The sequence below is a fragment of the Bradyrhizobium lablabi genome (assembly GCF_001440475.1).
In the GTDB taxonomy this organism is placed as follows: domain Bacteria; phylum Pseudomonadota; class Alphaproteobacteria; order Rhizobiales; family Xanthobacteraceae; genus Bradyrhizobium; species Bradyrhizobium lablabi.
Genome location: NZ_LLYB01000082.1, coordinates 1 through 23,139, shown reverse-complemented (window position 1 = coordinate 23,139; position 23,139 = coordinate 1). Strand labels below are relative to the sequence as shown.

Here is a 23,139-nt window from a genome sequence, read left to right as displayed (position 1 = left end):
TCCTTATAGCCGCAATTTTTACACTGTAAAGATTTTGCTTGACGGCGTCTCGCAACATGCCTACTGGTATCTTTACGATGTAAAGATTAAAACCGGAGGAGATGTGGAATGCTCGACCAGGTGACGACCGAGATGACCCGGCCCAATCTTGCGCCGATTCCGATGGAATGCGACGCGCCACTTCTCAAGGTATCAGGCGAATTGCCGCGCGAGCTCAACGGCACGCTCTATCGCAACGGTCCCAACCCGCAATTCGATGCGCCAGGCGCGCACTGGTTCGTCGGCGACGGCATGCTGCACGCCTTCCATCTGGAGAACGGCCGCGCCAGCTATCGCAACCGCTGGGTCCGCACCCCGAAATGGCTGGCCGAGCACGATGCCGGCCGCGCGCTGTTCGGCGGCTTCGGCCGCAAGCTGCCGGGTGCGCCGGCAGGGATTACCGATGACGGCGGCGTCGCCAACACCAACATCATCTTCCACGGCGGCAAACTGCTGGCGCTCGAGGAAGGTCACCTGCCGACCGAGATCGAGCCCGGCACGCTCGATCGTCTCGGCTATTGCGACTACAAGGGTGCCATCAAGGGACCGTTCACCGCGCATCCCAAGATCGATCCCGTCACCGGCGAGATGGTTTTCTTCGGCTACAACGCCGCAGGCCCTCTCACGCCTGCCCTCTCCTACGGCTCGGTCAACGCTTCTGGTGTGGTGACACGGTTCGATCGCTTCGAGGCGCCCTATGCCAGCATGGTGCACGACTTCATCGTCACCGAAAATCACCTGCTGTTTCCGATCCTGCCCATCACCGGCAGCATGGAGCGGGCGATGCGCGGCAAGCCGCCCTACGCCTGGGAGCCGGAGAAAGGCGCTTACGTCGGCGTCATGAAGCGCAACGGCTCACCTGCGGACCTCGTCTGGTTCCGCGCCGAGAGCTGCTACGTCTTCCACGTCATGAATGCCTGGGAGGAAGGCAACCGCATCATTGCCGACGTGATGCAGTTCGAGGAAGCGCCGCTATTCCCGCATCCCGACGGCTCGAAGACCGACCCGCAGAAATCGCGTGCGCGATACTGCCGCTGGACCTTCGACCTCGCAGGCAATACCGACCGCTTCACGCAAACCTATCTCGACGATCTCACCGGCGAATTCCCGCGCATCGATGATCGCCGCGCGGGCTACGCCAACAGCCACGGCTGGTACGCCTGCGCCAACCCCGACCTGCCGATGTTCGGCGCGCTGTCGGGCATCGTCCATGTCGACGGCAAGGGCAAGCGGCTCGGCAAATATCTGCTGCCCAGTGGTGACACCATTTCCGAACCGGTGTTCGTGGAGCGCGCACCCGACGCCGCAGAAGGCGACGGCTGGCTGCTGGCCGCGGTCTGGCGCGCGCGCGAAAACCGCAGCGATCTGGCGGTGTTCAACGCGCAGGACATCGAAGGAGGCCCCGTCGCACTGGTGCATCTCGGCCACCGCGTGCCCGACGGCTTTCACGGCAACTGGGTCGGCGCGGAGTAAGGCCCGCACGTCATTCCGGGGCATCGCGCAGCGATGAAACCGGAATCCAGATGTCATAAGCTCGAGATTCTCAGGTGCGCAAACTGCGCACCTGAGTTCGCGCTAACGCGCGCCCTGACGCCGTTGATGGAGGAGACGCCATGCACCTACCCTCGATCACTGCCATCTATCTCGCCCTCCTCGCCCTGCTCTACACCGTCCTCGCCGTCCAGGTCGGGCGGCTGCGCCAGCGCGACCGGGCCGCCTTCGGCGACAATGGCAGTCAGCAACTGCGCAGCGCGATCCGCGCGCACGCCAACTTCATCGAATATGTCCCGATCATCACGCTGATGGTGGCGATGCTGGAGATGTCCGGTCTGGCGCCCATATGGGTGCATCTGTTGATGGGCGCGCTGCTGGTGTCGCGGCTGTTGCACCCACTCGGCATGTACGCCGCGCCCAATACGCTGCAATTCCGCATCGGCCGCGTTGGCGGCATCACGATCACACTGGTTTTACTGCTCGCCTGCGCCCTGACGATCCTGTTGCGCGCCCTGCTTGCTGGATAGGCCCGACCCAAATTCAGCCTCATGCCATTGCAAATACAAGATTTTTAATCGTCCTCCCAAACTCATTTTGACACTGTAAAGATTTTTCTTGACGACTCCGGCGCCGAGCCTTACGGTATCTTTACGATGTAAAGATTAGTCCCGAGAGGTTGCCATGACCATTTTCCTGATCCTCGCCCCCTTCGGGTCATTCACCCTGCTGATGCTGGTGACTTCGGCCGAGATCAGCCTGTTCACGTCGGCCGCGATCTGTCTCGCCGTCATCGGCATCGACGTTTATCGCGGCCGCTCGATCAAGATGCTCGGCGCGGGCTCGGTCGTCGTGTTCGTCACGCTCGGCGCCTATGTCGCGCTGCTCGATCCGAACCTCAGCCATTCGGCCGTCAAGCTGACGGTGGATGTCGGCGTGCTCGCGATTTCGCTGGGCTCGCTGATCATCCGCAAGCCGTTCATCATGCAATATGCGCTTGAGGAGGTCGATGCCGAGACGGCAAAGCTGCCCGGGTTTCTAAAGGCGGTGTATCTCATCACCTGGGCCTGGAATGGCGCGTTCGTGCTGATGATCATCGGCAACGCGCTCGCGATCTATGTGCCCGGCCTGCCGATCTGGTCCAGCCTCGTGGTCGCCTTTGCCGCCCGCAACAGCGCCGCCTTCTTCACGACATGGTATCCACAATATCGCAAGGCGAAGTATGGTGCGCCGCCTGCGAACGCCCTGCCCGGCACCAACTGAGCCAGACTTTGTATCCGCAACACGATCAACAGAGAGCAAGACGATGAAGGACGTATTCGCCAGACTGGGCGCCGATTTTTTCTCCACCATCGTGTTCATTGCGATCTATCTCGCGACCGACAACGTCCTGCTGGCAACAGGCGTGGCGATCGCAGGCGCAGTAGGCCAGGTGATCTACTTCCGCATCAAGGGCAAGGAGCTCGGCTACATGACGTGGGCGAGCCTTGCGCTCGTCATCGTGCTCGGCAGCGCGACGCTTCTGACGCACGACCCCCGCTTCGTTCTGGCGAAACCCGCGATCGGGCATTTCGCGATCGGCCTCATCATGCTCAAGCGCGGCTGGATGCTCCGTTACATGCCGCCGATCGTGTCGCAGACCATTCCCGAATACGTCACCTTCGCGGGCTATGCCTGGGCCGCGCTGTGCTTCGCGCTCGCCGCCGGTACCATCGGCGTTGCGATGACCGGAGACATGAAGCTGTGGACGTTCTATGTGACGGTCGTGCTGGTCGGCGCCAAGATTGCCGCCTTCGCAATTCAATACATCGCGTTTCGTATTCTGGTCGGCAGCCGGATTCGCGCTGCCGCCCAGCGCGCCTGAAAATACGCGTCAAAAGGACGCTTGAGACGGTTGGGCTTGTGTGGCGAGATAGGCTATACCGCCGATCTAGTTTAGCGGATCTCGCAAGCCATTCCGGTTTGCCGGGAAGAAATGTCGGGGAGATAAAGATGGCCGTGGATGGAAACTGGAACCTCACCATGAGCACGCCGATGGGCGAGCGCAAGGCAACACTGACCCTGTTGGCCTCCGGCGGTACGCTGACGGGCACGCAGGGCGCCGACGGCAATTCCACCGAAATCTTCGACGGCGCCATCAGCGGCGACGCCGTCAACTGGAAGGTCTCGATCACCAACCCGATGCCGTTAACCCTCGAGTTCATTGGAAAGGTTTCCGGCGACACCATGTCCGGCGAAATGGGCATCGGCCCGATGGGCAGCTTTCCCTTCACGGGGTCGCGGGCCTGAGCCATGGCGAGGAGGCCGAGACGCCTCTTCGTTCTCCCATGCACAAAATAACTTTGCTTTCGATCGCCGCTCTCGCCTCGCTGGCGGGCGCGGCGATCGCGCAAACGCCAGAGCCTGAACCGGCTTGGCGCATCAGCGCGCTCGCGCTGGTGCCGCCGGGCTACATCGCAGGCGACGCCTATCGCACCGACGAAGCCGCGATGACCGGCTATCTCGCGATCTATCCCGCCAGCGCAAACGATCCGAAATCTCCGGCCAGTGCATTCGCGCCGCGGCAGGCGCTCGTCGTCAGGCTGACCAAGGGCGATAGCGGGCTGCGCGCGTTGTCCGCCGAGATGCGGCCGCGCAAAGACCCGACGCGCGGCAATCGCGACACCACCATGACCGATCCGGATGGCCAGGAGCGCGAGTTCGACAAACTCGACAGTGAACTTTCGGCCGGCCGGGCAAAACTCCCCGAGGGTACCGAGCCCTGCAGTCTCGGCGCGTGGTCGGAAGACCGCGATCCCAAGGGCCTCAACGTACGCGCCGAGCCATCGGTGAAAGCGCGCGTGCTCGGCACGCTGCCCCCGCCCTACCGGCTGAAGATGGGCGGCCGCGAGAACACGCCCGAAGGCGGCTGGCTGACCGAATTCCGCATCATCGGCTTCAAGGACGGCTGGTTCCTGATCGAGGGCGCGAAGCCTCCCGGCAAGGAATATGAGGACGAGAAATTCTACCCGCGCAACGCGCCAAAGCCCTATGCCGGACGCGGCTGGGTCGCCGCCAGCAAGGTTGGCGCGAATTACGCCAATGGCAGCACGCGCATGGGCGGGCTGTTCCAGGCACCCTACGTCGATGCGAAGTGGACACCAGCGGGGCGCAAGCTCGGCGGCACGCTCGATACCGACGGCGGCCCAAAACGCATCTTCGCCTGCAGCGGGCACTGGGGCCTCGTCGAAAGTCACGACGGCGTGCGCGGCTGGTGGCGCGCGCTGTGCTCGAACCAGGTGACGAACTGCAGTTGAGGCGACCGTTTCGCCGTCCAAGCCTTGCACGACGGCGCGTGGGCAGCGCAGCATCCGTGAATGCGCTGCATGATCCATACGAACAAGCACACTGCGGCCGCTATAGAACAAGTTGTGATTTGATCGGCGTCGCGACAGGCGCCTTTCCAGAACCGATTTTAAACAATCAATATTTCAGGAGTGCACAATGAAAATCTGTGTTGATCCAGGTCATGGCATGAGCAACCGCAGGCCTGGCGTGTTTGACAGCGGCTGCACCCACACCGAAAACGGCTTTCTGTTTCGGGAGTCCGATATCGTGCTCAAGTACGGACTTACGTTGAAAGACGTGCTGCGTGCGCGCGGGAACGATGTATTCATGACGCGTGATGACGGCACCGACCACGCGCCGGTCGGGGAACGCGCCAGGAATGCCAAAATGCCAGTTGCGAACGCTTTGTTTCGATCGACGTCAATGACGCCGACAGCGACGACGCCAACGGCTTCGAGGTGCTCTATGGCGCGCCCAAGCACAAACAACTGGCGCAAAAGATGCAGGACGCTCTGCTCAAGATCATGAACTTGAAGGACCGCAAAATCAAGGAGCGGACCGATCTTGCCGTCCTGAAGTTCAAGGGACCTGCCGTGTTGATCGAGCTGGGCTTCATCGCGCACGACAAGGATCGAGATACGATGCTCAATCCGCAGGTGCGTGAAGACGTCTGCCAGGCGATCGCCAACGTTATACTGGCGCCCTAGGGGGTCCTGTGGGCAATGCCTTCCGACATCAATCCGGAAGCGCTCGGCGAACTTTACGACAAGTGCAGCGCTCTTGCGCTGATGCGAGCATCGCGCGTAGCGCTGCACTCCCCTTACTCCGGATTCAATTACGTGAAGAAGTCGTTGCCCTTGTCGCTCAGCGACGCAGGCCGGCGGCCTCGTCGCGATAGGCCTTCTCAATGTTCTTGCGGGCAGCCTGCTCGGAAGCCGCTGCAGCCTGGTCCAGCGAAGACCGCAAGGCGCCCATGTTCGCCACCGTGGCAGCGGTCATCGCAGGGTAGACGCGTGCGATCTCGAATGGCCGGCGTTCGAGCGTGGCGGCGACCTGCTCCTCCATGGCGATGATATACATGTTCCTGATCTCGGGATGCTCCGCCAGTTTCTGGGCGTAGTTGACGGTGCGCCCCTTCGCGCCCTCCAACTTCACCTTTACGCGGGTGGCACTGTCGCCCTCCGCCTTCAGCTGGGCGGTGAAGCGGAACAATTCCTCCCCTTCCCTGCGGGCGATCCAGACGATTTGTGAGTTGCCGGTGTCGCGAACCTGCACGTCCGGCGGCTCGCTCCCGAAGACGAGGGGCGGCAGTTCCGCCCTCGAGAGAGACTGGCGCGCCTGAGCGATTGACACCCGATAGACCGCGCCCTCTGTGTTGGGAAGGATGGCCGGCAGATAGATGGATATGCCGGCAACGAGAAACCCGGCAACGTACAAAGGCTTCATCATCGATCTCCTTGCATTTCAGCGCGGCTGCCGGGACGAGCCGGGCACAGGCCGACGGCCGGCTCGGAGTCCATTCTGGTCAGTCGTCGACACGGAACGGCCGGCCCATCTCAAGACCGCCACGCTGTACGTTGCAAACGCTGTCCTTGCCGGGCCCTACGCGCTGGACGTCAAATTTCCGACCTTCGAGGATCGCGGCGACTTGTTCCTGCACGGCAGGACGAAGCGGCTGGTTGAAGGCCGGCCGCTTGTAGAATTGCGCCCCGTCATACATTTCGCCGCCGCCGGGGGCCGGAGGCACGCGTATCTCGACCTTTGTCTGTTTCTCACCGACCGCTGACAGCAACGCCGTGAATTGCACGACCTCCCTGCCGCTGCTGTGGACCTTCCAGGTGACCTGACGGTCGAGCATGCCCACGGGCGTCACATGGACGAGAATGCCGCACTGCTTCGCATAAACCATGTCGACAAGCTTGTCGGCGAGCAGGCGTCGATAGGCTTCGCTGACGCTCACGTCGTACACGCCAGGCGGCCGCTCCTTGCAACCGGCGAGGCCAAGTGTGAGGCCAAGGACCGCGAGCACGAGCGCCGCCCGTCCAGTCTGCTTCGTCGTCGACTGTCTCATGCCGCCCACGCCTGATGTGCCGTTCCGGCCGGATCGAGCGCAGCATCGACGAGAAAGATTAAAGGTCCTTGGCCGAAATCGGTGGACCCTGCGATGACCTGTTAAGTTCGGATTGGGCAAAAGCGGCGCGCCGGCACCTGCCGTGGTTAATGCTTGGCGAATCCGCGCCGGCGCCTAAAGCGGGATGACGTTTCTTCGAATCGTCATCCCGCTTTATCTTTTTGTTTGAGCATGACCTTTTCGGAAAACCGCTACACACTTTTACGGATCATGCTCTAGAACCAGATTTGCATCGGCAGGCCGTGCGCGTCCAACAGGGGCGCCCCCTCGGGAACGCAGCCGTGAGGCCCGCGTGCGGCAAGCGCAACCGCGCATGCATCCAGCACGTCGTCGCGTTTCGCGCCGGTGCCGATCCGCGCCTCGGCGAGCCACCGATCGATCTCGCGAAGACCTGCGCGCTTGAGCAGCCTGAGGCGGAGATCCTCGCCCTCCTCCGACTTCTTCGACGGCAGCGGCTTGCCACCGTTCAGCCGAAGAAACACCAGTTCGGGATGCACCTCGCGAATGTCGTGCCGGGCGTTCGCGCGGACGAACGCGTCGACTTCCATGATCTTCCTGCCGATATGCCAGAGTTGGCGCGAGACCCGGGTTTGGCCGCGGCGCAACGCTTCCTCGTTCGCCTTGTCGGGGTCGCAAAACTCCTGCCACAGCCAGCGCCGCGCGCCGGTGAAGACGCGCGAGGCATGCGGCCGCAGTTTTTCGCGCGCAAGAAGATCACAGGCGCGTTCGCCATCGCCGGTCATGCCGATCGGGATATCGATCCCGGCACGATCGAACGGACGCGCCAGCGCGTCCGCGATATCTGCGTGGAAGGAGATCGTCCGCCGGTCGCCATCAAGACATACGGCGACCCAGCCCTTGCTGAAACCGTCGAGGCCGAAGGCCCTCACCCCAGATTCAGTTCCTTGAAGAAGTCGTTGCCCTTGTCGTCGATGATGATGAAGGCTGGGAAATCGACAACCTCGATGCGCCAGATCGCTTCCATGCCGAGCTCGGGATATTCCACCACCTCGACCTTCTTGATGCAGTGCTCGGCGAGGTTTGCCGCGGCGCCGCCGATCGAGCCGAGATAGAAGCCGCCGTGCTTCTTGCAGGCCTCGCGCACCGCGACCGCGCGGTTGCCCTTGGCGACCATCACCATCGATCCGCCCGCCGCCTGGAACTGGTCGACGAAGGAGTCCATCCGCCCCGCGGTGGTCGGGCCGAACGCGCCGGAGGCGTAGCCGTCAGGCGTCTTGGCAGGGCCGGCGTAATAGACCGGATGGTTCTTGAAATAATCCGGCAGCGGCTCACCCTTCTCCAGCCGCTCGCGCAGTTTGGCGTGGGCGGAATCGCGCGCGACGATCATGGTGCCGGTCATCGAGACGCGTGTCTTGATCGGATATTGCGACATCGTCGCCAGGATTTCCTTCATCGGCTTGTTGAGGTCGATCTTGACGACCTCACCGCCGAGCGACTGTTCCACAGCCGGCAGATATTGCGCCGGGTTATGCTCGAGCTCTTCGAGATAGACGCCGTCCTTCGTGATCTTGCCGAGCACCTGGCGATCCGCCGAACAGGAGACGCCGAGCCCGATCGGCAGCGACGCGCCATGGCGCGGCATCCGGATCACGCGCACGTCGTGGCAGAAATACTTGCCGCCGAACTGCGCGCCGACGCCGAGCGACTGCGTCATCTTGAGGATTTCCTGCTCCATCTCCAGATCGCGGAAGGCGTTGCCATCGGCCGAGCCGTGGGTCGGCAGCGCGTCGAGATAGCGCGCGGAAGCGAGCTTCACCGTCTTCATGCAAAGCTCGGCGGAAGTGCCGCCGATGACGATGGCGAGGTGATATGGCGGGCACGCCGCGGTGCCGAGGGTCAGCACCTTCTCTTTCAGGAACGCCAGCAGGCGGTCTTTCGTCAGGACCGACGGTGTCGCCTGGAACAGAAAGCTCTTGTTGGCGCTTCCGCCGCCCTTGGCCATGAACATGAACTTGTAGGCGTCATCACCCTCGGCATAGATCTCGCACTGCGCCGGCATGTTGTTGGCCGTGTTCTTTTCCTCGTACATCGAGAGCGGCGCCACCTGCGAATAGCGCAGGTTGCGGCGCAGGTACGCGTCGCGCGCGCCCTCGGAGAGCGCGGCCTCGTCGTCGCCGTCGGTGATGACGTTACAGCCCTTCTTGCCCATGATGATCGCGGTGCCGGTATCCTGGCACATCGGCAGCACGCCGCCGGCGGCGATGTTGGCGTTCTTCAGGAAGTCGAAGGCGACGAACTTGTCGTTGTCGCTGGCTTCCTTGTCGTCCAGGATCGAGCGCAACTGCTTCAGATGACCCGGCCGCAGATAGTGATTGATGTCGCCGAAGGCAGCTTCCGACAGCGCCCGCAGCGCCTCGCGCGACACCACCAGCATGTCCTTGCCGAGCACCTTCTCGACCCGCACGCCCTCGGCGGTGACCTTCTTGTAGGGCGTGGTGTCCGGCCCCAGAGGAAACAGCGGCGTATGTTTGTAGGGCGGAACGGGCTTTTGGTCGGGAAAGGCAGTCGGGGCGTTCATGTTGAGATCTCGGGTTGGAGCCGGCAGCGGCCGGAACGGCGCCGCAGAGATAGACCCGTTCTAAGCATTTTTCGACCAAAAGGAAGGTTTTGCTGGCCTGCCGGATGCGGCCGAATCCGGCGATTGCGGCCGCCAATCGGCGATTGAACCGTTCCGGGTCCATTTCAGACAAATCCGAGATTTCAGATGGACTCCAAACCGATTGCGACTGGAAATGACTTCCGCGACCACATTGTCTGATGCAGCTTCCGTCGCAGCGCGCCCGCCGCGGCTGCTCGGGCTTTATCTGCTTCTGATCATCATGGCCGCGATCGAAGCGTTCGAGGGGCTGTCGCACGCGCCGATGCTGTTCGGCGACATGTCGGAGATTCCGGGGCCCGGCCTCGGCGGCGCGATCATCACGGCGTATGTGGCGTCTCATCCCCTTTTGGCGCTCGCGGCGCTGGCGTTTGCCACCATCGGCCGGCTGCGTTACGCGATCATCGCCCTTGGCGCGCTGGTGCTGATGAACTGGCTCAACTACATGCCCTCTGTGATGCGGCACGGGCTCGATTTCGGCGGCCTCTCCGCTTTCCAAACCCCGGTCCAGATCATCGCATTTCCGCTGATGGGCGCCTGCGCCATCGCGCTCGCCATCCGCCAGGAGCGGCTGGGGCTCGCTGCCCTGCTGGTCAGCATTCCCACGCTGTTCGACCTGCTCGCCGTGATCGCCTTCGGGATCAGCGTCTTCCTCTACGGTTTCTGACAAGCAAGTTGACTTCCGTCCGCGCTCCTTGCAGGAAATTCGCGCGCGGGCTTCAATGGTACAAGGGGGCATTCACAATGGCTTTGAGACCACAACTTCGACGACCGACCCTGCTCGCCGCAGCGCTGACGCTGGTCGCCGCGCTCAGTGCATCGCCGGCGAGGGCCGACCGCTGCGAGGACACCGCCAAGGAACTGAAGAACCAGATCGACGGCCTCAAGATCAGCATGAACACCGGCAACATGGTCTATCTGACCCATCCGGCCGCCAAGGAACTGTCGCTCGGCTGCCGCGGCCGCAACTATTCCATCGAGCTCTACGCCAAGACCGAGCGCAAGCCGAAGCCCGAATTCTTCGCCCTCGTCGCGTCCGCCGGCGCCATCATCTTCACGATCCCGAAGCCCGACGTGATGACCGGCTCCTCGCGCTGCATCAAGCGCATGGGCATTCTGCGCGGCGACAAGATTTCCATGCGCTTTCGCCGGCTGAACATGGAATGCACCCGCACCAAGACCGAGGCCTCGATCGTGGTGACCCGCGGCAAGGACGAGTAGCCGCTCCCGATCCGTCGCATTCTAACGATTCCGCCAGCCGTCCGTTCACCATCGGACGGGATTGGCGGGATCGGCGCGGGATTGCCGCGATGGATTCACCAATCGTTCGTTTCAAACCGGCCAGTGTCGGAGGCAACCAAAAGGATGCTTCCGATGGATGTCTCTGCTGTGCCCGCAACGGTCGTGGTCAAGGCGCCTGAAGTCCCCGTGTTCAAGGCTCCCGACAAGACCCCCGACGTACAGAACGGCGCCGCCGCCGACGGCACCCGCACGCCCCAGCCGACGTTGGTCGCTCCCCTGCCGCCCGGACAGGGAACGCGGGTCGATCGGTTGGTTTGATCTAGCTCCTCTGTCGTCGTCACCCGCCTTGTGCGCAATTGCGCACTGGGGCGGGTGACCCAGTATTCCAGAGACGCCAGCGAATCTTCGACAAGCCGCGGCGTACTGGATACCCGCTTTCGCGGGTATGACAGCCCCGCGAAAACGTGGTGCCTCACCTCACCTCGACGCCGCAAGTTTGCCGAAGAATCGCGCGATCATATTGACCGTGGGCGAACGGAACCCGCGCATGATCGCAAAGCTTCTGCTGCAGAACACCTTTTTCGTTGTCGCGCTCGGCGCGCTGTTGTTTGCATCTGCAGGCTCCCTGCACTGGCCGGCGGCGTGGGTGTTTCTGGCCGTCAGCGCGATCATCGGTCCCGCCTGCGGATTGTGGCTTGCGAAAACCGATCCCGCCCTGCTTGCCGAGCGCATGCGGCCGACGTTTCAGGCCGACCAGCCGGCCGCCGACAAGAAATTCATGCTTGTCTTCGTCCTGGCGACGCTCATCTGGCTGATCGCGACCGGACTGGACCGGCGCGCGCACGCCTCCGAATTTCCGCTCCTGCTGCAGGTGGTGGGGCTTGCGATGTACCTGCTCTCGACCGCCTTCATCATGTGGGTGTTCCGTGCAAATTCCTTTGCCGCACCCGTCGTGAAGGTGCAGGCCGCGCGCCAGCATCACGTGGTCTCGAGCGGCCCCTATGCCTTCGTCCGCCATCCCATGTACAGCGGCATCATGCTGTTCTTCGTCGGCGTCCCGCTATTGCTGGGATCATGGTGGGGCGTGGCGATCGCACCGATATTCGCCGTGCTGTTCGCCATTCGCGCCCGCATCGAGGAGCGCGCCTTGGTCGAGGGGCTGCCCGGCTATGCTGACTATGCCGCGCGCGTGCGCTATCGTCTGGTGCCAGGAGTCTGGTGACAGACGGTTTTGGTGAGCGACTAGCGGAGGTCGACCCGGATGCCCGATAGCAAGACCTACACCGGCGGCTGCCATTGCGGCCAAGTCCGCTTCGAATGCACCAGTGACCTGGCGATGGTCACCGCCTGCAATTGCTCGATCTGCACCAAGAAGGGTCTGCACTTCACCTTCCTCGACCCGAAAAGCTTTCAACTCCGGGCCGGCGAGGAAAATCTGAAGGAATATCTCTTCAACAAGCACGCGATCCATCACCAGCTCTGCGTCGATTGCGGCGTCGACGTTTTCGCGCGCGGCAAGAAGCCCGACGGCAGCGACGTGGTGGCGCTGAATGTGAGCTGCATCGACGGCATTGAACTATCGAAGCTGAAGATGACGCCGGTGGACGGACGGAACATGTGACGGCGGCTCACCCGTCCAGCACCTTGTACCTCCTGAAAATCCCGTCCTCGTTGAACCCAATCCGCCGGTCGCTGGCCAGATAGGTCTTGATGTTCGGCCGCGCGGCAACGCGGTCGCGCAGTTCGACCAGGCCGGGAATCTTCCGCTCGAACGCTTTCATCCGTTTCGGAAACGCGTAGCGCAGTCCTTCCACGATCTGGAACAGCGACAGGTCGACGTAAGTGAGGCGACGGCCGGTGACATAAGCGCCGCCATTGGCGGCGAGCAGGTCCTCGAAGTAACCGAGATATTTCGGCACGCGCTCCTTCCAGAACTCTTCGGTGCGTTTTTTCGCCGGCGCTTTCTGGTCCTCGTAGTACAGCGAGGGCCCCAGCGGATGATGGGTGTCGTGCACTTCGAGCACCAGATCGGCGATCGTGAGTTGCAACTGGTGCACCCAGAGCTTGCCGGCCTCCGCCTTCGGCGCGAGCCCGTGACGCGATCCCAGATACAGCAGGATGTTGGCGGTCTGCCCGATCACGAGCTTGCCGTCCTTGAGAAACGGCGGCGCGAAGGGCGGCGTTCCCTTCCCCGCGTCCATCATCCGCGTCATCGCGGCCATGCCGTTGCCGCGGCGCGCGACGTCGTCATAGCGGGCGCCGGCCTCTTCGAGCGCTAGGCGGACATATTCGCCGCGGCCCTGGATCATGGGCCAGTAATAGAGCTCGTAACGCATCGATGACACCTCCGCTGCCGGTTTCACCGACATAACAAATCACTCCGCGGCTGGTTCGTCACGCTAAACGCGACGTCGGCCGGTTGCGCAGATCTCCGCACCCCGAAACTGTCCGAACGCTCGCTGGGGTGTTAGGTTGCTTCCGTTCGAAGCGTCGATTTCTCAACACGACAGGAGAATGCGGATGGCGGACAACAGGAAGAAGCGCGGCGGGGCCGATCGCGGGCTGATCGCGCTGAGCGAGCCTTACGAGGTCGCCTACTGGTCGAAGAAAATGAAGATCACGCCGGCCAAGCTGAAAGCCGCCGTCAAAAAGGTCGGGCACTCCGCCAGGAATGTGGAAGCCTATATCAAGCTGCAGAAGCACAAGGCCTCCGACCGGGCGCGGATCGCGGTTAGTCAACCCTACGAAGTCAGCTACTGGTCGAAGAAGTTCAACGTCACACCCGGCAGATTGAAGGCCGCCGTCGCCGCGGTCGGGCATTCATCGAAGGCGGTCGGCGCCCATCTCGCCAGGCGAAAGGCTGCGAAGAAGACGAAGAAGAGCGCCAGGAAGACTCCCGGCAAAACGACCAAGAAACGCGCAAAGAAAAAGGCTGCGTAGAAGCGGCCTTTTAACGCAAGCCGCAGCTTGCGGGGATTCGTAGCCCGGATAAAGCGAAGCGCAATACGGGACCGCACGCGGGAGAACCCGGGTTTCGCTTCGCTTCACCCGCGCTACGGCTTCCACTCATCGCAATGACGGTGCGAACTCAGTTCGCCGCGAAGCAATACATCAGCCCGTCGCCGCCGGTGCTCTTCAGGTCGGCCTGTGAGCAGCCGCCATCCGGGCCGCGCGAGGGATGCGACGTGTTCCAGGACTTTGACGGCTCATCGTCGCGCAGACCCTTGCGGTCGAAATGGCCGACCATCGCGGCGCCTTGCGTGCTGCTCGTCCAGTTTTTGCAGGTGCGGTCTTCGCCGGCCGCAAACGCAGTGCCGTCCGCCTGCGATCCCGTGAGCACATCGTGGCGGTTCGGCGAGTCGCCGGCACCGCTGATGACCTCGCCTTTTTCGGAGAGCGCGGTCTGCTTGGTGAGGTTGTTGCTGGCGCTGTGGAGATCGGCGACGTCCTTGGCGACCACGACGCCCTTGGAATTCTTCCACGGCCCCTTGCCGATGCGATCGCGCGCGTTCACGGCAGGCGCACCATCGGCCGCCTGCGTCGAGAGATAAGCCCGCCAGGTTTTCCCGCCTGCGCCTGCTGCCTGCGCCAGCGTCTGGCAATGATTGTCGGCGCCGGCGAGACCGCCGAGATTGCCGCCATTGCCGATGCCGTTGCTGGTCAGGAAGAAACTGGTATCGGCCGATTGCGCCTGCGCGGGCGCGCTGGCGAGAGCCGATATGGCGGTAAATGCAAAGCATGCCGGCGAGATGATTCTGGCGAAGCTCTTCATCTGGTTTCTCCCTTTTGTTTTTGGTTCGTTGTCATCAACACGTCGCAGCAGGCATTATTCCGGCGCGAGATGAAGCTGGCATTCTCGCAAAGAAAAAGGCGCTGCGGAACAAGCCGCAGCGCCTCTGTCGTCTTTGTACTGGCGATCAGTTGGTCTGCTGGATCGCCGAGAGTTCCCAATCGGCGCCGCGTCGGCGCGCGAAGGTCCAGACCTCGGTGGCTTCGGTCGGGGTTTCGCTGCCCGCGACCAGACGGCCGGTGGTGCGCTCCAGGGTCTTGTCGACCAGCGAGAACCGCATCGCCACGCTGGCGTAGTCGGTTTCGCCTTCGCGCCAGGCTTCCGCGAGGTCGCCCTGCAGCAGCTTGACGTCGGACACCTTGTTGACGTCGTTGTTGGCCTTGTTCGCCTCGAGGTCCTTGGAGAAGTAGGACACCATCTCCGGCGTCGCCAGCGTGTGCAGCTTGGCGACGTCCTCGTTCGACCACGCGGCCTGGATCTCGCCGAGCAAGCGCTCGAACGCCTCATAGTCGGCCGGCTGGATTTCCAGCGCCGGCTGGCTCGATCCCAGCCCGAAGCCGCTCAGTCCGGAGCGGTAGCTGCTCTGTGCACCGGGGCCTTCGGCAGGCCCGCCGGGGGCCGGTCCGGTCGCGTAGGCGGACGCCGGCGTATGGCGGCGCTGCCACCACGACATCGCCAGCCGCACCACGATCACGATCAGGGCGATCTGCAGCAAGAGGCCGATGATCGACGACAGGCCGCCGAGACCGGAGAACAAGCCGCCGCCGAACAGCATGCCGAGCAGGCCGGCGCCAAGGAAGCCTGCGGCGAGACCGCCGAGCATGCCCATGCCAGGCCGGTTGAAGAAGCCACCCTTGTTGGCTGCGCCAGCCGCCGGTGCGCCCATTCCGGGCGTGCCCGGCTGGGTGAAGGTACGGTTCATGGGTTGCGCCGTGCCCGGAGCAGTGGTCGTGCTCGGGGGCGCCGAAAAGGTCTTCGATCCCCGCGAACCCGAGCTGCCGCCGCCGCCAACGCGGGCGTCAGCCGCCGAGATCGTGATCGCCAAGGGAACCGCCACCGAAAGGACAATGGCGAAGGCCCTTACAATTCCGCGCGCAGTCTGCGTGAAATTCATATCTGTTTCCTCGTTCCCCTCCATGGGGAAGTGCCCCTAAGATGGGCAGAGCGACCCAAAAGTGAAGCAAATATCGGGAACTGCGGCTGCGGCCCTCAGTCGCGGGGATGTGACGATTTGGCCGTGAACTTCGCATTCACCATGCGCAAGCAGGCTTTCGGCCACGCGTTTTACGTGGGCGTTTACTTGGCCGTCATCGTCTCCTTGACCTTCTCCACCAGCGCGCTCAGCGCGAACGGCTTTGGCAGAAAAGCGAACTGCTCGTTCTCCGGCAAGCTCTTGTCGAAGGCCTCTTCGGCGTAGCCGGAGACGAAGATGATCTTGAGGTTCGGGTTGCGCTTGCGCATTTCGCGCAACAGCGTCGGGCCGTCCATTTCCGGCATCACGACGTCGGAGACGACGAGATCGACGGCGCCGTCCTTTTCGTCGAGCGCCTCCATCGCCTCGATGCCGTTGGAGGCTTCGATCACGCTGTAGCCGCGCGAACGCAGCCCGCGCGCGTTCAGCGAGCGCAGGCCGTCCTCGTCTTCCACCAGCAGGATGGTGCCCTGCCCGGTCAGGTCGGGCCGCGGCTTCGGCGGCTCGGCCGCGCCTTCCTTGGCCGCGCCATTGGCGGCCTGCGCGTCGGGCTGCGCTTCCAGCTCGGGCCGGTGACGCGGCAGGAAGATGCGGAACGTGGTACCTTCGCCGGGCGTGGAGTCGACGTAAACGAAACCGCCGGTCTGCTTGACGATGCCGTAGACCGTGGAGAGGCCGAGCCCGGTGCCCTTGCCGACCTCCTTGGTCGAGAAGAACGGCTCGAAGATCTTGTCGACGATTTCGGCCGGGATCCCGGTACCGGTATCGGAGATGTCGATGCGGACATAGTCGGCGGCCGGCAACCCCTTGTAGGAGAGCTGCGCGGAATCATCCGCCGTGACGTTTGCGGTCTTCACCGTCAGCTTGCCGCCATCGGGCATCGCGTCGCGGGCGTTGACAGCAAGATTGACGACCACCTGCTCGAATTGCGAGACGTCAACCTTGACCGGCCAGAGGTCGCGGCCGTGCACGAGATCGAGCTTGACCTTCTCGCCGATCAGCCGCCTCAGCAGCATGGTGAGGTCGGAGAGCGCATCGCCGAGATCGAGCACCTGCGGCCGCAGTGTCTGGCGGCGCGAGAACGCGAGCAGTTGCCGCACCAGCGTCGCGGCGCGGGTGGCGTTCTGCTTGATCTGCATGATGTCCTGGAACGACGGATCGGTCGGCTTGTGCGCGTTCAGCAGGAAGTCGTTGGCCATCATGATGGCCGAGAGCACGTTGTTGAAATCGTGCGCGATGCCGCCGGCGAGCTGGCCGACCATGTCCATCTTCTGCGACTGGTTGATCTGGTTTTCCAGCGTGCGCCGCTCGGTGGTCTCCAACAGGTAGACGATGGCGGCTTCGGTGTCGCGCTCGTCCTCCTCGACCGCGGTGACGAAGAACTGGCCCCAACGCTCCTTGGCGCCGTCGAGCATGGCCTCGACGGGCGCGATGTCGCCCTGCCCTTCCGCGGCCTGGTTGATCGCCGCGATCAAAAGGTTTCGGTCGCGCGCGTTCACCGCGCGGAAGATCGACTTGTTTGCCGCACCGTCAGCGCCCAGGCTTTGCGCCAGCTTGGCGAAACGGGCATTGGCGCGGACGACAGCGCCGCCGCGGTCCACCGTCGCGATCGCCATCGGCGTATGATCGAAGAAGCGCATGAAGCGGACTTCGGCGGCGCGTTCGGGGTCGGAATGTTCGTCGCGCGTGCGGCTGATCACCAGCGTGCGCGACGACCCCGGCGAGCCGTCGGCGCCGAAGGCAAGCTTGTGATAGAGCCGCACCGGCATGGTCTTGCCGCCGCGCATGCGCAGGTCGATGTCGAACACTTCGGTTTTGACTTCGCCCGGCACCGCCACGATCGAGGTCAGAAGCGAAGCGCCGTCGCCGGAGACGATATCGGAGAGCTTCAGCCCGCCGGATCCGATCTCCGCGAGATCGTAATCCAGCCAGTTCGCCAGCGTGGCGTTGACATAGATGACGTCGCCGGCTCGATTGACCGAGAAGAAACCGCACGGCGCGTGGTCGAGATATTCGATCGCATGCTGCAGCTCCCGGAACACATCCTCCTGGCGCTCGCGGTCGCGCGTGATGTCGGCGATCGACCACACCGCATATTTGGCTTCGCGCTTGCTCTGGCCGAGCGGCCGAACGCGCATCCGCAGCCAGCGGCCCTGCGCACCGTCGGAGCCGGCGATGCGGACCTCCTCCTGCTGCCGCTTGCCCTCGCGGGCGGCCTTGAGCAGGCGGAACACGGCCTCCGAGACGTCGGGGTTGCCGATGAAGACGCGCTCGACCGGCCGCACGTCCTGGCGGCTGGCAGCTCCCGTCAACGCCAGATAGGCGGCGTTGGAATAGACCACGTGGCCCTTCGGGTCGGTCACCGCCAGCCCGTCATGGGCCTGATCGGCGATACGGCCCATCACGGGGTCATCGGAGGTGCGGTCCGTGAAACGGACGATACCGGCGGCAAAGGCGAACAGGTTGAACAGGCCGACCATGGCCAGCAGCGCCAGCACGCCCAGGATATAGGGCTGGGCCTGGGCGCGGCCGATGGTCATCAGCGCGATCGCCACCCCGACAATGCCGGCGGCCACCAGCAGCACCAGCACGATGCTACCTCCCCGCCGCGCCGGTTCATTGGCCGCGAAGCGCTCGGTGGGCGGATGGCTGTCGGTTTCGGCGGTCATCAGAAGAGGCACGGCCCTTCGGCAAAAAGGAGACGCGCGGATTCGCACGCCCCTCCTGAGTGCCTGAATCGGACCTGCAAGTGCAAGTCCATCAGGCGGTTATTTGACAGGTTGAAGGCATTTCAAGGGGTTTTCCAGCGGTTCCCATCACATTCTTCGACTGCCGAGCCCGTTCTTGAGGCGCATGACGTAGCCGATGATCTCCGCGACCGCATGGTAGTGCTCGACCGGAATCTCCTCGTCGATGTCGACGGTGGCATGGAGCGCGCGCGCCAGCGGCACGTTCTCAACGATCGGAATGTCGTGTTTCTTGGCGATTTCCCGGATCTTGAACGCGACGTTGTCGACGCCCTTGGCGACGCAGACCGGCGCCGCCATGCCGCGATCGTAGGCCAGCGCCACTGAATAGTGGGTCGGGTTGGTGATGACGACGCTGGCGTTGGGAACGGCGGCCATCATGCGCTTCTTCATTCGCTGCTGGCGCAATTGCCGGATCTTGCCCTTGATGTGGGGGTCGCCTTCGGACTGCTTGAACTCGTCCTTGATCTCCTGCAGCGACATCTTCTGGCGCTCGAACCACTGCCGGTACTGGAAGAAGTAATCGACGATCGCGACCGCGGCCAGCATCGCCACCACTGCGCCCATCAACTGCAGCGTCAGGTTGGTCGTGACGCCGAGGATCGCCGATGGATCGAAGCGCAGGAACGATTCGAGCCGAAGACGCTCGGGCCACAGCACGGCCATCATGACAGCACCGAGCGCAATCAGCTTGAACAGGCCCTTGAGGAAATTCGCCAGCGCCTGCTTGCCGAAGATGCGCTTCAGCCCTGCGCCCGGAGATACCTTGCTGAACTTCGGCTTGAGCGATTCCGACGACCACACCAGCCGGTGCTGGATCATGTTGCCGGCGATCGCGGCGAGCGCCAGCATCAATAGCGGCACGCCGATCGCGCCCAGCACGGCATAGCCCAGCGTGTTGCCGAGCGCGAGCAGCGCCGCGCCGTCGGTGCGAAGCTGGCCCGCATTGGCGATCAGGTTGCGCAGCGGCATCAGGATGCCGCCGCCGACCGATCCAGAGAACGTCGACAATATCAGCGTGCCACCCGCGATGATGAACCAGGTGTTGACCTCCTGGCTCTTGGCGACGTCACCCTTCTCCAACGCATCGTCGAGACGTTTTTGCGTAGGGTCTTCTGTTTTATCGTCTGAATCGTCGGCCATCGCGGCGCTCTGGTTTTTTGTTTGAGCAAGATTTCAGCGCAAGCGCATTCCGCGTTTGTCGCGATGAAAAACCGGTACCCGCCTTTCCGGATCCCGCCCTATTTCAGCGGCGTCAGCTCGTGCATCACGCCGATGACGTAGTTGAGATAGGTTCCCATCATCGCTGACAGGACGAGGCCGAAGATCAGGAATCCGATCATGATCGACAGCGGCACGCCGACGAAATAGACCTGCATCGCCGGCATCAGCCGGGCCAGCACGCCAAGACCGATATTGAAGACGAGCCCGAACACCAGGAACGGCGCGGAGAGCTGCATGCCGATCTTGAAGGCGGTCGCGAAGGCGCGCGTGGCCAGCGCCGCCACATCGCCGCTCGGCATCAATTCGCCCGGCGCAAAGATCCGGTAGCTTTCGTTCAGCGCCGCGATGACGAGGTGATGGGTGTCGGTGGCGAACAGCAGCGTCATGCCGAGAATGGAGAGGAAGTTGCCGATCAGCACGCCCTGCTGTCCCTGCGTCGGATCGACGGCGGTGACGAAGCCGAGGCCGAGCTGCTGGGCAATCACCGAGCCGGCCACCGCAAGCGCCGCCAGCGTCACGCGCGCGGTGGCGCCGAGCACGATGCCGATGACGATCTCGTGCACCAGAAGCACCCCGAGCGCGCTCATCGAGGAGAGGTCGATCTGGTAGGCGGTGCGATGCAGCGGCAGGATGATCAGCGTCAACAGCAGCGCGATCCCGAGCTTGATGCGCACCGGGATGTTGCTCTCGCCGAACCCCGGCAACAGCATCACCATCGCTCCCACGCGGGCAAACACCAGCATGAAGGTGGCGGCAAGGACGGGCAGCAGAGAGATGTCGACGCGCATTCATGGACAATGCATCAACCGCCTATGATTCGCGACGATATCCGCATCATGTGACCGTGCAGCGAATCCGCCATGAACGGCAACGCCAGCAACAGCGTGACGAAGATCGCGAGGATCTTCGGCACGAAGATCAGCGTCTGCTCCTGGATCTGGGTCAGCGCCTGGAACAGCGACACCACGACGCCGACCACGAGCCCAATCACCATCAAGGGCGATGACACCACCACGATGGTCCAGATCGCATCGCGCGCCACGTCGAGGGTTTCGGCACCGGTCATTTCAATTTCCTCTTCCTGCGCGAACGCTCCACCGTCATTGCCTGCAACAAACACGAAGCGTTTGTGCAAGGGAGCGTCAGCGACGAAGCAAACCATTTGTGTTTGTGACCCGATAGATTGCTTCGCTTCGCTCGCAATGACGAAGCTCTCGGGCTGCGATGACGTCCCATGGCACGTCAGATCGGCATCTTCATGATGTCTTCATACGACTGGATCACGCGGTCGCGCACCGAGACCAGCGTCGAGACCGCGACATCGGTTTCCGCCACCGCCGTCACCACGTCCATGACATTGGCCTTGCCGGAGGTCATCGCCATGGCCTGCGAGTCGGATTTCTTGCCGGCATCCAGCACGCTTCCGACGGCGTCCTTGAGCAGCGCGCTGAAGGATGGGCCGCCGGTGGACTGGTTGCCCTTCTCGGCGCCGCCGGATTCCACGATGCGCGAAAGCGCGGCGTAGGCATTTGCTGCAACGGTTGGTGAAGCCATTTTCTATGGTTCCTGTTCAGGCCTTGAGGATGTCGAGCGTGCGTTGAATCATGCGGCGCGTGGCGCTGATGATGTTGAGGTTGGCCTCATAGGATCGCTGCGCCTCGCGCATGTCGGTCATTTCGACCAGCGGATTGACATTCGGATATTTGACGTGGCCGGTCGCATCCGCCGCCGGATTGCTCGGCTCGTGCTTGACGCGAAACGCCGACTGGTCGGTCCTGACCTTGCCGAGCGTCACCACCCTTGCGTCCAGCGAGCGATCGAGCGCGGACGAAAAGGTCGGCACCTTGCGGCGATAGGGATCGCCGCCGGCGGTCGGTGATGTCGAATCCGCATTGGCGATGTTTTCCGAGATCACCCGCATCCGTCCCGCCTGCGCGCGCAGGCCGGAGGTCGCGATGCTCATCGAGCGGGCGAAATCGCTTGCCTCATCTGCCATGATCCGGTTCTCCTAATCGGGCTGCGTCAGCGTTTGCCGATGGCGGTTTTGAGCAGGCCGAGGCTGCGGGTGTAGAGCGACGTGGCGGCCGCATAGTCCATCTGGTTGGCCGAGACCTTCAGCATCTGGTCTTCGAGGTTGACCGAATTGCCGGCAGGCCTGGTCAGAAAGCCGCTCCTGCCGCCGTCCCCCCTGAAACTCGGTCCGCCGCCGGAGACGGCCATATGGCTCGCGCTGGTGCGCATCATGGCGAGCGACCCCATCGCGCCGCCGACATTCGCGCCCTTGTTGTCGAACTTCGGCTCTACCAGGTCGCTGGGCCGGAAATTCGGGGTGTTGGCGTTGGAGACGTTTTCGGCGAGCACGCGCTGGCGCTCCTGGTGCCACTGCATCTTGGTGCGCAGCGCCGACAGGATCGGAAGATCGTTGATGGCCATCGAGCTGTTCCCCGTTAACCTCTGGCAGGCGCCGGGAGGTAGGCAGAATTTGCCCGGTGTATGGTTAACGGCTGGTTAAAATCGCCCACGGAGCCCTCGGACGGCCGCGAATACCCGGCTGTGGTGACGAAAGGAGCGCATTTTCGCCACGAAAACTGCGTTAACCAGCAGCTACCAACGCGACTTGGGGCGCTCAGAAGTCGTTTTGGCTCAAGCGATTCTTGGTCTATTAATTAACCGGACGGCGGCGCTCGCCGCGGGGAATTAAGGAATAAGGCTGATCTCGGGCGTGATTCGCCGGCTGCGGATCGCTTCGGGGCATGGTCAGGATGGCCGGGAATTCGTGTTCCCGGGGAACATGCTCGGACGGGAAGACCGAAGACCGCACTCGTCGAAGCCAGCATCAAGAGAACGGCTCGTGGCCGGGGACTAAAGAATGCAGACACTGACATTCCTCTTCGCATTCATCGCCGTTCTGGCGCTGATCGGCGTGGCCGCATGGCTGGTTCGTCGCTTCGCCAACAACCGCCTCGGCGCCAACACCCAGCGCGGACGGATGCCGCGGCTTGCCGTGATCGACGCCGCCGCCGTGGACGGCCGCAGGCGCCTCGTGCTGGTACGGCGCGACAATGTCGAGCATCTGCTGATGATCGGCGGCCCGAGCGACATCGTGGTCGAGCCCAACATCGTGCGCGCGATGCCCAACCGCGAGCAGATGGCGCCGCGTCCGGCGGTCGCCGAGCAGCCGCCGCGGATTGCGCCGCTGCCCGATGCGGCCTGGAGCGAAGAGCCGGCACGGGCCGATGCACGATCGACCGACAGCTTCGATCATCCCGCCGAACCGCAGGTGCCGGAGCCGCCGCCGCGCCCCGCGCGTCCCTCCTTCGCCGACGAACTCCGCCGGCC

29 protein-coding genes are annotated in these 23,139 nt (G+C 63.2%); 15 read left to right on the top strand and 14 right to left on the bottom strand.

The features are described 5' to 3' along the window. Positions 1–108: 108 nt before the first annotated feature. The 8 genes from CQ14_RS22650 to CQ14_RS48290 all read left to right on the top strand — a co-directional run bounded on the left by CQ14_RS22650 (position 109) and on the right by CQ14_RS48290 (position 5,564). A complete protein-coding gene (locus CQ14_RS22650; protein WP_057860056.1) occupies positions 109–1,512 on the top strand; it encodes a carotenoid oxygenase family protein in 1,404 nt (467 codons plus the stop codon). 140 nt (positions 1,513–1,652) lie between these two features. Then, the gene (locus tag CQ14_RS22645) at positions 1,653–2,060 is read left to right on the top strand and encodes an MAPEG family protein (protein ID WP_057860055.1); all 408 of its coding nucleotides are present in this window, start codon (positions 1,653–1,655) and stop codon (positions 2,058–2,060) included. A 154-nt stretch (positions 2,061–2,214) separates the two neighbouring features. Continuing rightward, complete coding sequence (locus CQ14_RS22640; RefSeq protein WP_057860054.1) at positions 2,215–2,793, top strand: hypothetical protein; 579 nt, start codon at positions 2,215–2,217, stop codon at positions 2,791–2,793. A gap of 43 nt (positions 2,794–2,836) precedes the next feature. Continuing rightward, on the top strand, positions 2,837–3,394 hold the full coding sequence (locus CQ14_RS22635) for an inner membrane-spanning protein YciB (protein ID WP_057860053.1): 558 nt from the start codon (positions 2,837–2,839) through the stop codon (positions 3,392–3,394). Between the two features lie 128 nt (positions 3,395–3,522). After that, positions 3,523–3,819: a hypothetical protein gene (locus CQ14_RS22630; protein WP_057860052.1), complete on the top strand. Its 297-nt coding sequence runs from the start codon at positions 3,523–3,525 to the stop codon at positions 3,817–3,819. 38 nt (positions 3,820–3,857) lie between these two features. Continuing rightward, positions 3,858–4,826 carry an SH3 domain-containing protein gene (locus CQ14_RS22625; RefSeq protein ID WP_156435298.1) on the top strand — a complete coding sequence of 323 codons (969 nt, stop codon included), beginning with the start codon at positions 3,858–3,860 and terminating at the stop codon, positions 4,824–4,826. Positions 4,827–5,013: 187 nt separating this feature from the next. Continuing rightward, entirely contained in the window at positions 5,014–5,385 is a 372-nt protein-coding gene (locus tag CQ14_RS48295) for an N-acetylmuramoyl-L-alanine amidase (RefSeq protein WP_082649989.1), read from the top strand. After that, entirely contained in the window at positions 5,358–5,564 is a 207-nt protein-coding gene (locus CQ14_RS48290; RefSeq protein ID WP_430650204.1) for an N-acetylmuramoyl-L-alanine amidase, read from the top strand. Before CQ14_RS48295 ends, CQ14_RS48290 begins: the two co-directional genes overlap by 28 nt. Positions 5,565–5,721: 157 nt before the next feature. On the opposite strand, the gene CQ14_RS22615 is transcribed toward CQ14_RS48290, so the two are convergent. The 4 genes from CQ14_RS22615 to CQ14_RS22600 form a co-directional block, all read right to left on the bottom strand. Beyond that, positions 5,722–6,303, bottom strand: coding sequence for a hypothetical protein (locus CQ14_RS22615; RefSeq protein ID WP_156435296.1), 582 nt, complete (start codon positions 6,301–6,303; stop codon positions 5,722–5,724). A gap of 79 nt (positions 6,304–6,382) precedes the next feature. Beyond that, the gene (locus CQ14_RS22610) at positions 6,383–6,928 is read right to left on the bottom strand and encodes a hypothetical protein (protein WP_057860049.1); all 546 of its coding nucleotides are present in this window, start codon (positions 6,926–6,928) and stop codon (positions 6,383–6,385) included. Positions 6,929–7,203: 275 nt separating this feature from the next. Next, positions 7,204–7,878 (bottom strand): DUF429 domain-containing protein, encoded by a 675-nt coding sequence (locus tag CQ14_RS22605; RefSeq protein ID WP_082649987.1) that lies wholly within the window; start codon positions 7,876–7,878, stop codon positions 7,204–7,206. Then, the gene (locus tag CQ14_RS22600; protein ID WP_057860048.1) at positions 7,875–9,527 is read right to left on the bottom strand and encodes a fumarate hydratase; all 1,653 of its coding nucleotides are present in this window, start codon (positions 9,525–9,527) and stop codon (positions 7,875–7,877) included. The genes CQ14_RS22605 and CQ14_RS22600 overlap by 4 nt, the downstream gene beginning before the upstream one ends. 214 nt (positions 9,528–9,741) lie before the next feature. Here CQ14_RS22600 and CQ14_RS22595 point away from each other — a divergent pair, with 214 nt between their 5' ends. The 5 genes from CQ14_RS22595 (at position 9,742) to CQ14_RS22575 (ending at position 12,468) form a co-directional block, all read left to right on the top strand. Further along, positions 9,742–10,272, top strand: a complete 531-nt coding sequence (locus tag CQ14_RS22595; RefSeq protein ID WP_057860047.1) for a hypothetical protein — start codon at positions 9,742–9,744, stop codon at positions 10,270–10,272. A gap of 77 nt (positions 10,273–10,349) precedes the next feature. After that, positions 10,350–10,826 (top strand): hypothetical protein, encoded by a 477-nt coding sequence (locus CQ14_RS22590; protein WP_057860046.1) that lies wholly within the window; start codon positions 10,350–10,352, stop codon positions 10,824–10,826. A 153-nt stretch (positions 10,827–10,979) separates the two neighbouring features. Further along, complete coding sequence (locus tag CQ14_RS22585) at positions 10,980–11,165, top strand: hypothetical protein (protein ID WP_156435294.1); 186 nt, start codon at positions 10,980–10,982, stop codon at positions 11,163–11,165. A 229-nt stretch (positions 11,166–11,394) separates the two neighbouring features. Continuing rightward, complete coding sequence (locus tag CQ14_RS22580) at positions 11,395–12,069, top strand: methyltransferase family protein (RefSeq protein ID WP_057860164.1); 675 nt, start codon at positions 11,395–11,397, stop codon at positions 12,067–12,069. 39 nt (positions 12,070–12,108) lie between these two features. Further along, positions 12,109–12,468 carry a GFA family protein gene (locus CQ14_RS22575; protein WP_057860044.1) on the top strand — a complete coding sequence of 120 codons (360 nt, stop codon included), beginning with the start codon at positions 12,109–12,111 and terminating at the stop codon, positions 12,466–12,468. A gap of 7 nt (positions 12,469–12,475) precedes the next feature. Here CQ14_RS22575 and CQ14_RS22570 read toward each other — a convergent pair whose 3' ends face one another. Continuing rightward, positions 12,476–13,183, bottom strand: coding sequence for a glutathione S-transferase (locus tag CQ14_RS22570; RefSeq protein ID WP_057860163.1), 708 nt, complete (start codon positions 13,181–13,183; stop codon positions 12,476–12,478). Between the two features lie 184 nt (positions 13,184–13,367). On the opposite strand from CQ14_RS22570, the gene CQ14_RS22565 reads away from it, so the two are divergent. Next, positions 13,368–13,787 carry a DUF3606 domain-containing protein gene (locus tag CQ14_RS22565; RefSeq protein WP_057860043.1) on the top strand — a complete coding sequence of 140 codons (420 nt, stop codon included), beginning with the start codon at positions 13,368–13,370 and terminating at the stop codon, positions 13,785–13,787. Between the two features lie 148 nt (positions 13,788–13,935). Here the strand turns inward: CQ14_RS22565 and CQ14_RS22560 are convergent, their stop codons facing one another. The 9 genes from CQ14_RS22560 to flgB form a co-directional block, all read right to left on the bottom strand. Continuing rightward, positions 13,936–14,619, bottom strand: coding sequence for a lectin (locus CQ14_RS22560; RefSeq protein WP_057860042.1), 684 nt, complete (start codon positions 14,617–14,619; stop codon positions 13,936–13,938). A 145-nt stretch (positions 14,620–14,764) separates the two neighbouring features. After that, entirely contained in the window at positions 14,765–15,751 is a 987-nt protein-coding gene (locus tag CQ14_RS22555; RefSeq protein WP_156435290.1) for a Tim44 domain-containing protein, read from the bottom strand. 182 nt (positions 15,752–15,933) lie between these two features. Then, positions 15,934–18,498, bottom strand: coding sequence for a cell cycle histidine kinase CckA (gene cckA, locus CQ14_RS22550; protein ID WP_057860040.1), 2,565 nt, complete (start codon positions 18,496–18,498; stop codon positions 15,934–15,936). 147 nt (positions 18,499–18,645) lie between these two features. Next, positions 18,646–19,719: a flagellar biosynthesis protein FlhB gene (gene flhB, locus CQ14_RS22545; protein WP_057860039.1), complete on the bottom strand. Its 1,074-nt coding sequence runs from the start codon at positions 19,717–19,719 to the stop codon at positions 18,646–18,648. 98 nt (positions 19,720–19,817) lie between these two features. Beyond that, positions 19,818–20,588 (bottom strand): flagellar biosynthetic protein FliR, encoded by a 771-nt coding sequence (gene fliR, locus CQ14_RS22540; RefSeq protein ID WP_057860038.1) that lies wholly within the window; start codon positions 20,586–20,588, stop codon positions 19,818–19,820. A gap of 14 nt (positions 20,589–20,602) precedes the next feature. After that, positions 20,603–20,866: a flagellar biosynthesis protein FliQ gene (fliQ, locus tag CQ14_RS22535; protein WP_057860162.1), complete on the bottom strand. Its 264-nt coding sequence runs from the start codon at positions 20,864–20,866 to the stop codon at positions 20,603–20,605. A gap of 176 nt (positions 20,867–21,042) precedes the next feature. After that, positions 21,043–21,354, bottom strand: a complete 312-nt coding sequence (gene fliE, locus CQ14_RS22530) for a flagellar hook-basal body complex protein FliE (protein WP_057860037.1) — start codon at positions 21,352–21,354, stop codon at positions 21,043–21,045. Between the two features lie 16 nt (positions 21,355–21,370). Further along, positions 21,371–21,796, bottom strand: a complete 426-nt coding sequence (gene flgC, locus CQ14_RS22525; protein WP_057860036.1) for a flagellar basal body rod protein FlgC — start codon at positions 21,794–21,796, stop codon at positions 21,371–21,373. Between the two features lie 26 nt (positions 21,797–21,822). Beyond that, on the bottom strand, positions 21,823–22,233 hold the full coding sequence (gene flgB / locus CQ14_RS22520) for a flagellar basal body rod protein FlgB (RefSeq protein WP_057860035.1): 411 nt from the start codon (positions 22,231–22,233) through the stop codon (positions 21,823–21,825). Between the two features lie 436 nt (positions 22,234–22,669). Here flgB and CQ14_RS22515 point away from each other — a divergent pair. Next, positions 22,670–23,139: flagellar biosynthetic protein FliO (locus tag CQ14_RS22515; protein ID WP_199805590.1), on the top strand; the 470-nt coding region annotated here is incomplete at its 3' end.

Coding starts and splice junctions, on each gene's coding strand:
- CQ14_RS22650 (WP_057860056.1), top strand. CDS start 109: ATGCTCGACCAGGTGACGACCGAGATGACCCGGCCCAATCTTGCGCCG.
- CQ14_RS22645 (WP_057860055.1), top strand. CDS start 1,653: ATGCACCTACCCTCGATCACTGCCATCTATCTCGCCCTCCTCGCCCTG.
- CQ14_RS22640 (WP_057860054.1), top strand. CDS start 2,215: ATGACCATTTTCCTGATCCTCGCCCCCTTCGGGTCATTCACCCTGCTG.
- CQ14_RS22635 (WP_057860053.1), top strand. CDS start 2,837: ATGAAGGACGTATTCGCCAGACTGGGCGCCGATTTTTTCTCCACCATC.
- CQ14_RS22630 (WP_057860052.1), top strand. CDS start 3,523: ATGGCCGTGGATGGAAACTGGAACCTCACCATGAGCACGCCGATGGGC.
- CQ14_RS22625 (WP_156435298.1), top strand. CDS start 3,858: ATGCACAAAATAACTTTGCTTTCGATCGCCGCTCTCGCCTCGCTGGCG.
- CQ14_RS48295 (WP_082649989.1), top strand. CDS start 5,014: ATGAAAATCTGTGTTGATCCAGGTCATGGCATGAGCAACCGCAGGCCT.
- CQ14_RS48290 (WP_430650204.1), top strand. CDS start 5,358: ATGCAGGACGCTCTGCTCAAGATCATGAACTTGAAGGACCGCAAAATC.
- CQ14_RS22615 (WP_156435296.1), bottom strand. CDS start 6,303: ATGAAGCCTTTGTACGTTGCCGGGTTTCTCGTTGCCGGCATATCCATC.
- CQ14_RS22610 (WP_057860049.1), bottom strand. CDS start 6,928: ATGAGACAGTCGACGACGAAGCAGACTGGACGGGCGGCGCTCGTGCTC.
- CQ14_RS22600 (WP_057860048.1), bottom strand. CDS start 9,527: ATGAACGCCCCGACTGCCTTTCCCGACCAAAAGCCCGTTCCGCCCTAC.
- CQ14_RS22595 (WP_057860047.1), top strand. CDS start 9,742: ATGACTTCCGCGACCACATTGTCTGATGCAGCTTCCGTCGCAGCGCGC.
- CQ14_RS22590 (WP_057860046.1), top strand. CDS start 10,350: ATGGCTTTGAGACCACAACTTCGACGACCGACCCTGCTCGCCGCAGCG.
- CQ14_RS22585 (WP_156435294.1), top strand. CDS start 10,980: ATGGATGTCTCTGCTGTGCCCGCAACGGTCGTGGTCAAGGCGCCTGAA.
- CQ14_RS22580 (WP_057860164.1), top strand. CDS start 11,395: ATGATCGCAAAGCTTCTGCTGCAGAACACCTTTTTCGTTGTCGCGCTC.
- CQ14_RS22575 (WP_057860044.1), top strand. CDS start 12,109: ATGCCCGATAGCAAGACCTACACCGGCGGCTGCCATTGCGGCCAAGTC.
- CQ14_RS22570 (WP_057860163.1), bottom strand. CDS start 13,183: ATGCGTTACGAGCTCTATTACTGGCCCATGATCCAGGGCCGCGGCGAA.
- CQ14_RS22565 (WP_057860043.1), top strand. CDS start 13,368: ATGGCGGACAACAGGAAGAAGCGCGGCGGGGCCGATCGCGGGCTGATC.
- CQ14_RS22560 (WP_057860042.1), bottom strand. CDS start 14,619: ATGAAGAGCTTCGCCAGAATCATCTCGCCGGCATGCTTTGCATTTACC.
- CQ14_RS22555 (WP_156435290.1), bottom strand. CDS start 15,751: ATGAATTTCACGCAGACTGCGCGCGGAATTGTAAGGGCCTTCGCCATT.
- cckA (WP_057860040.1), bottom strand. CDS start 18,498: ATGACCGCCGAAACCGACAGCCATCCGCCCACCGAGCGCTTCGCGGCC.
- flhB (WP_057860039.1), bottom strand. CDS start 19,719: ATGGCCGACGATTCAGACGATAAAACAGAAGACCCTACGCAAAAACGT.
- fliR (WP_057860038.1), bottom strand. CDS start 20,588: ATGCGCGTCGACATCTCTCTGCTGCCCGTCCTTGCCGCCACCTTCATG.
- fliQ (WP_057860162.1), bottom strand. CDS start 20,866: ATGACCGGTGCCGAAACCCTCGACGTGGCGCGCGATGCGATCTGGACC.
- fliE (WP_057860037.1), bottom strand. CDS start 21,354: ATGGCTTCACCAACCGTTGCAGCAAATGCCTACGCCGCGCTTTCGCGC.
- flgC (WP_057860036.1), bottom strand. CDS start 21,796: ATGGCAGATGAGGCAAGCGATTTCGCCCGCTCGATGAGCATCGCGACC.
- flgB (WP_057860035.1), bottom strand. CDS start 22,233: ATGGCCATCAACGATCTTCCGATCCTGTCGGCGCTGCGCACCAAGATG.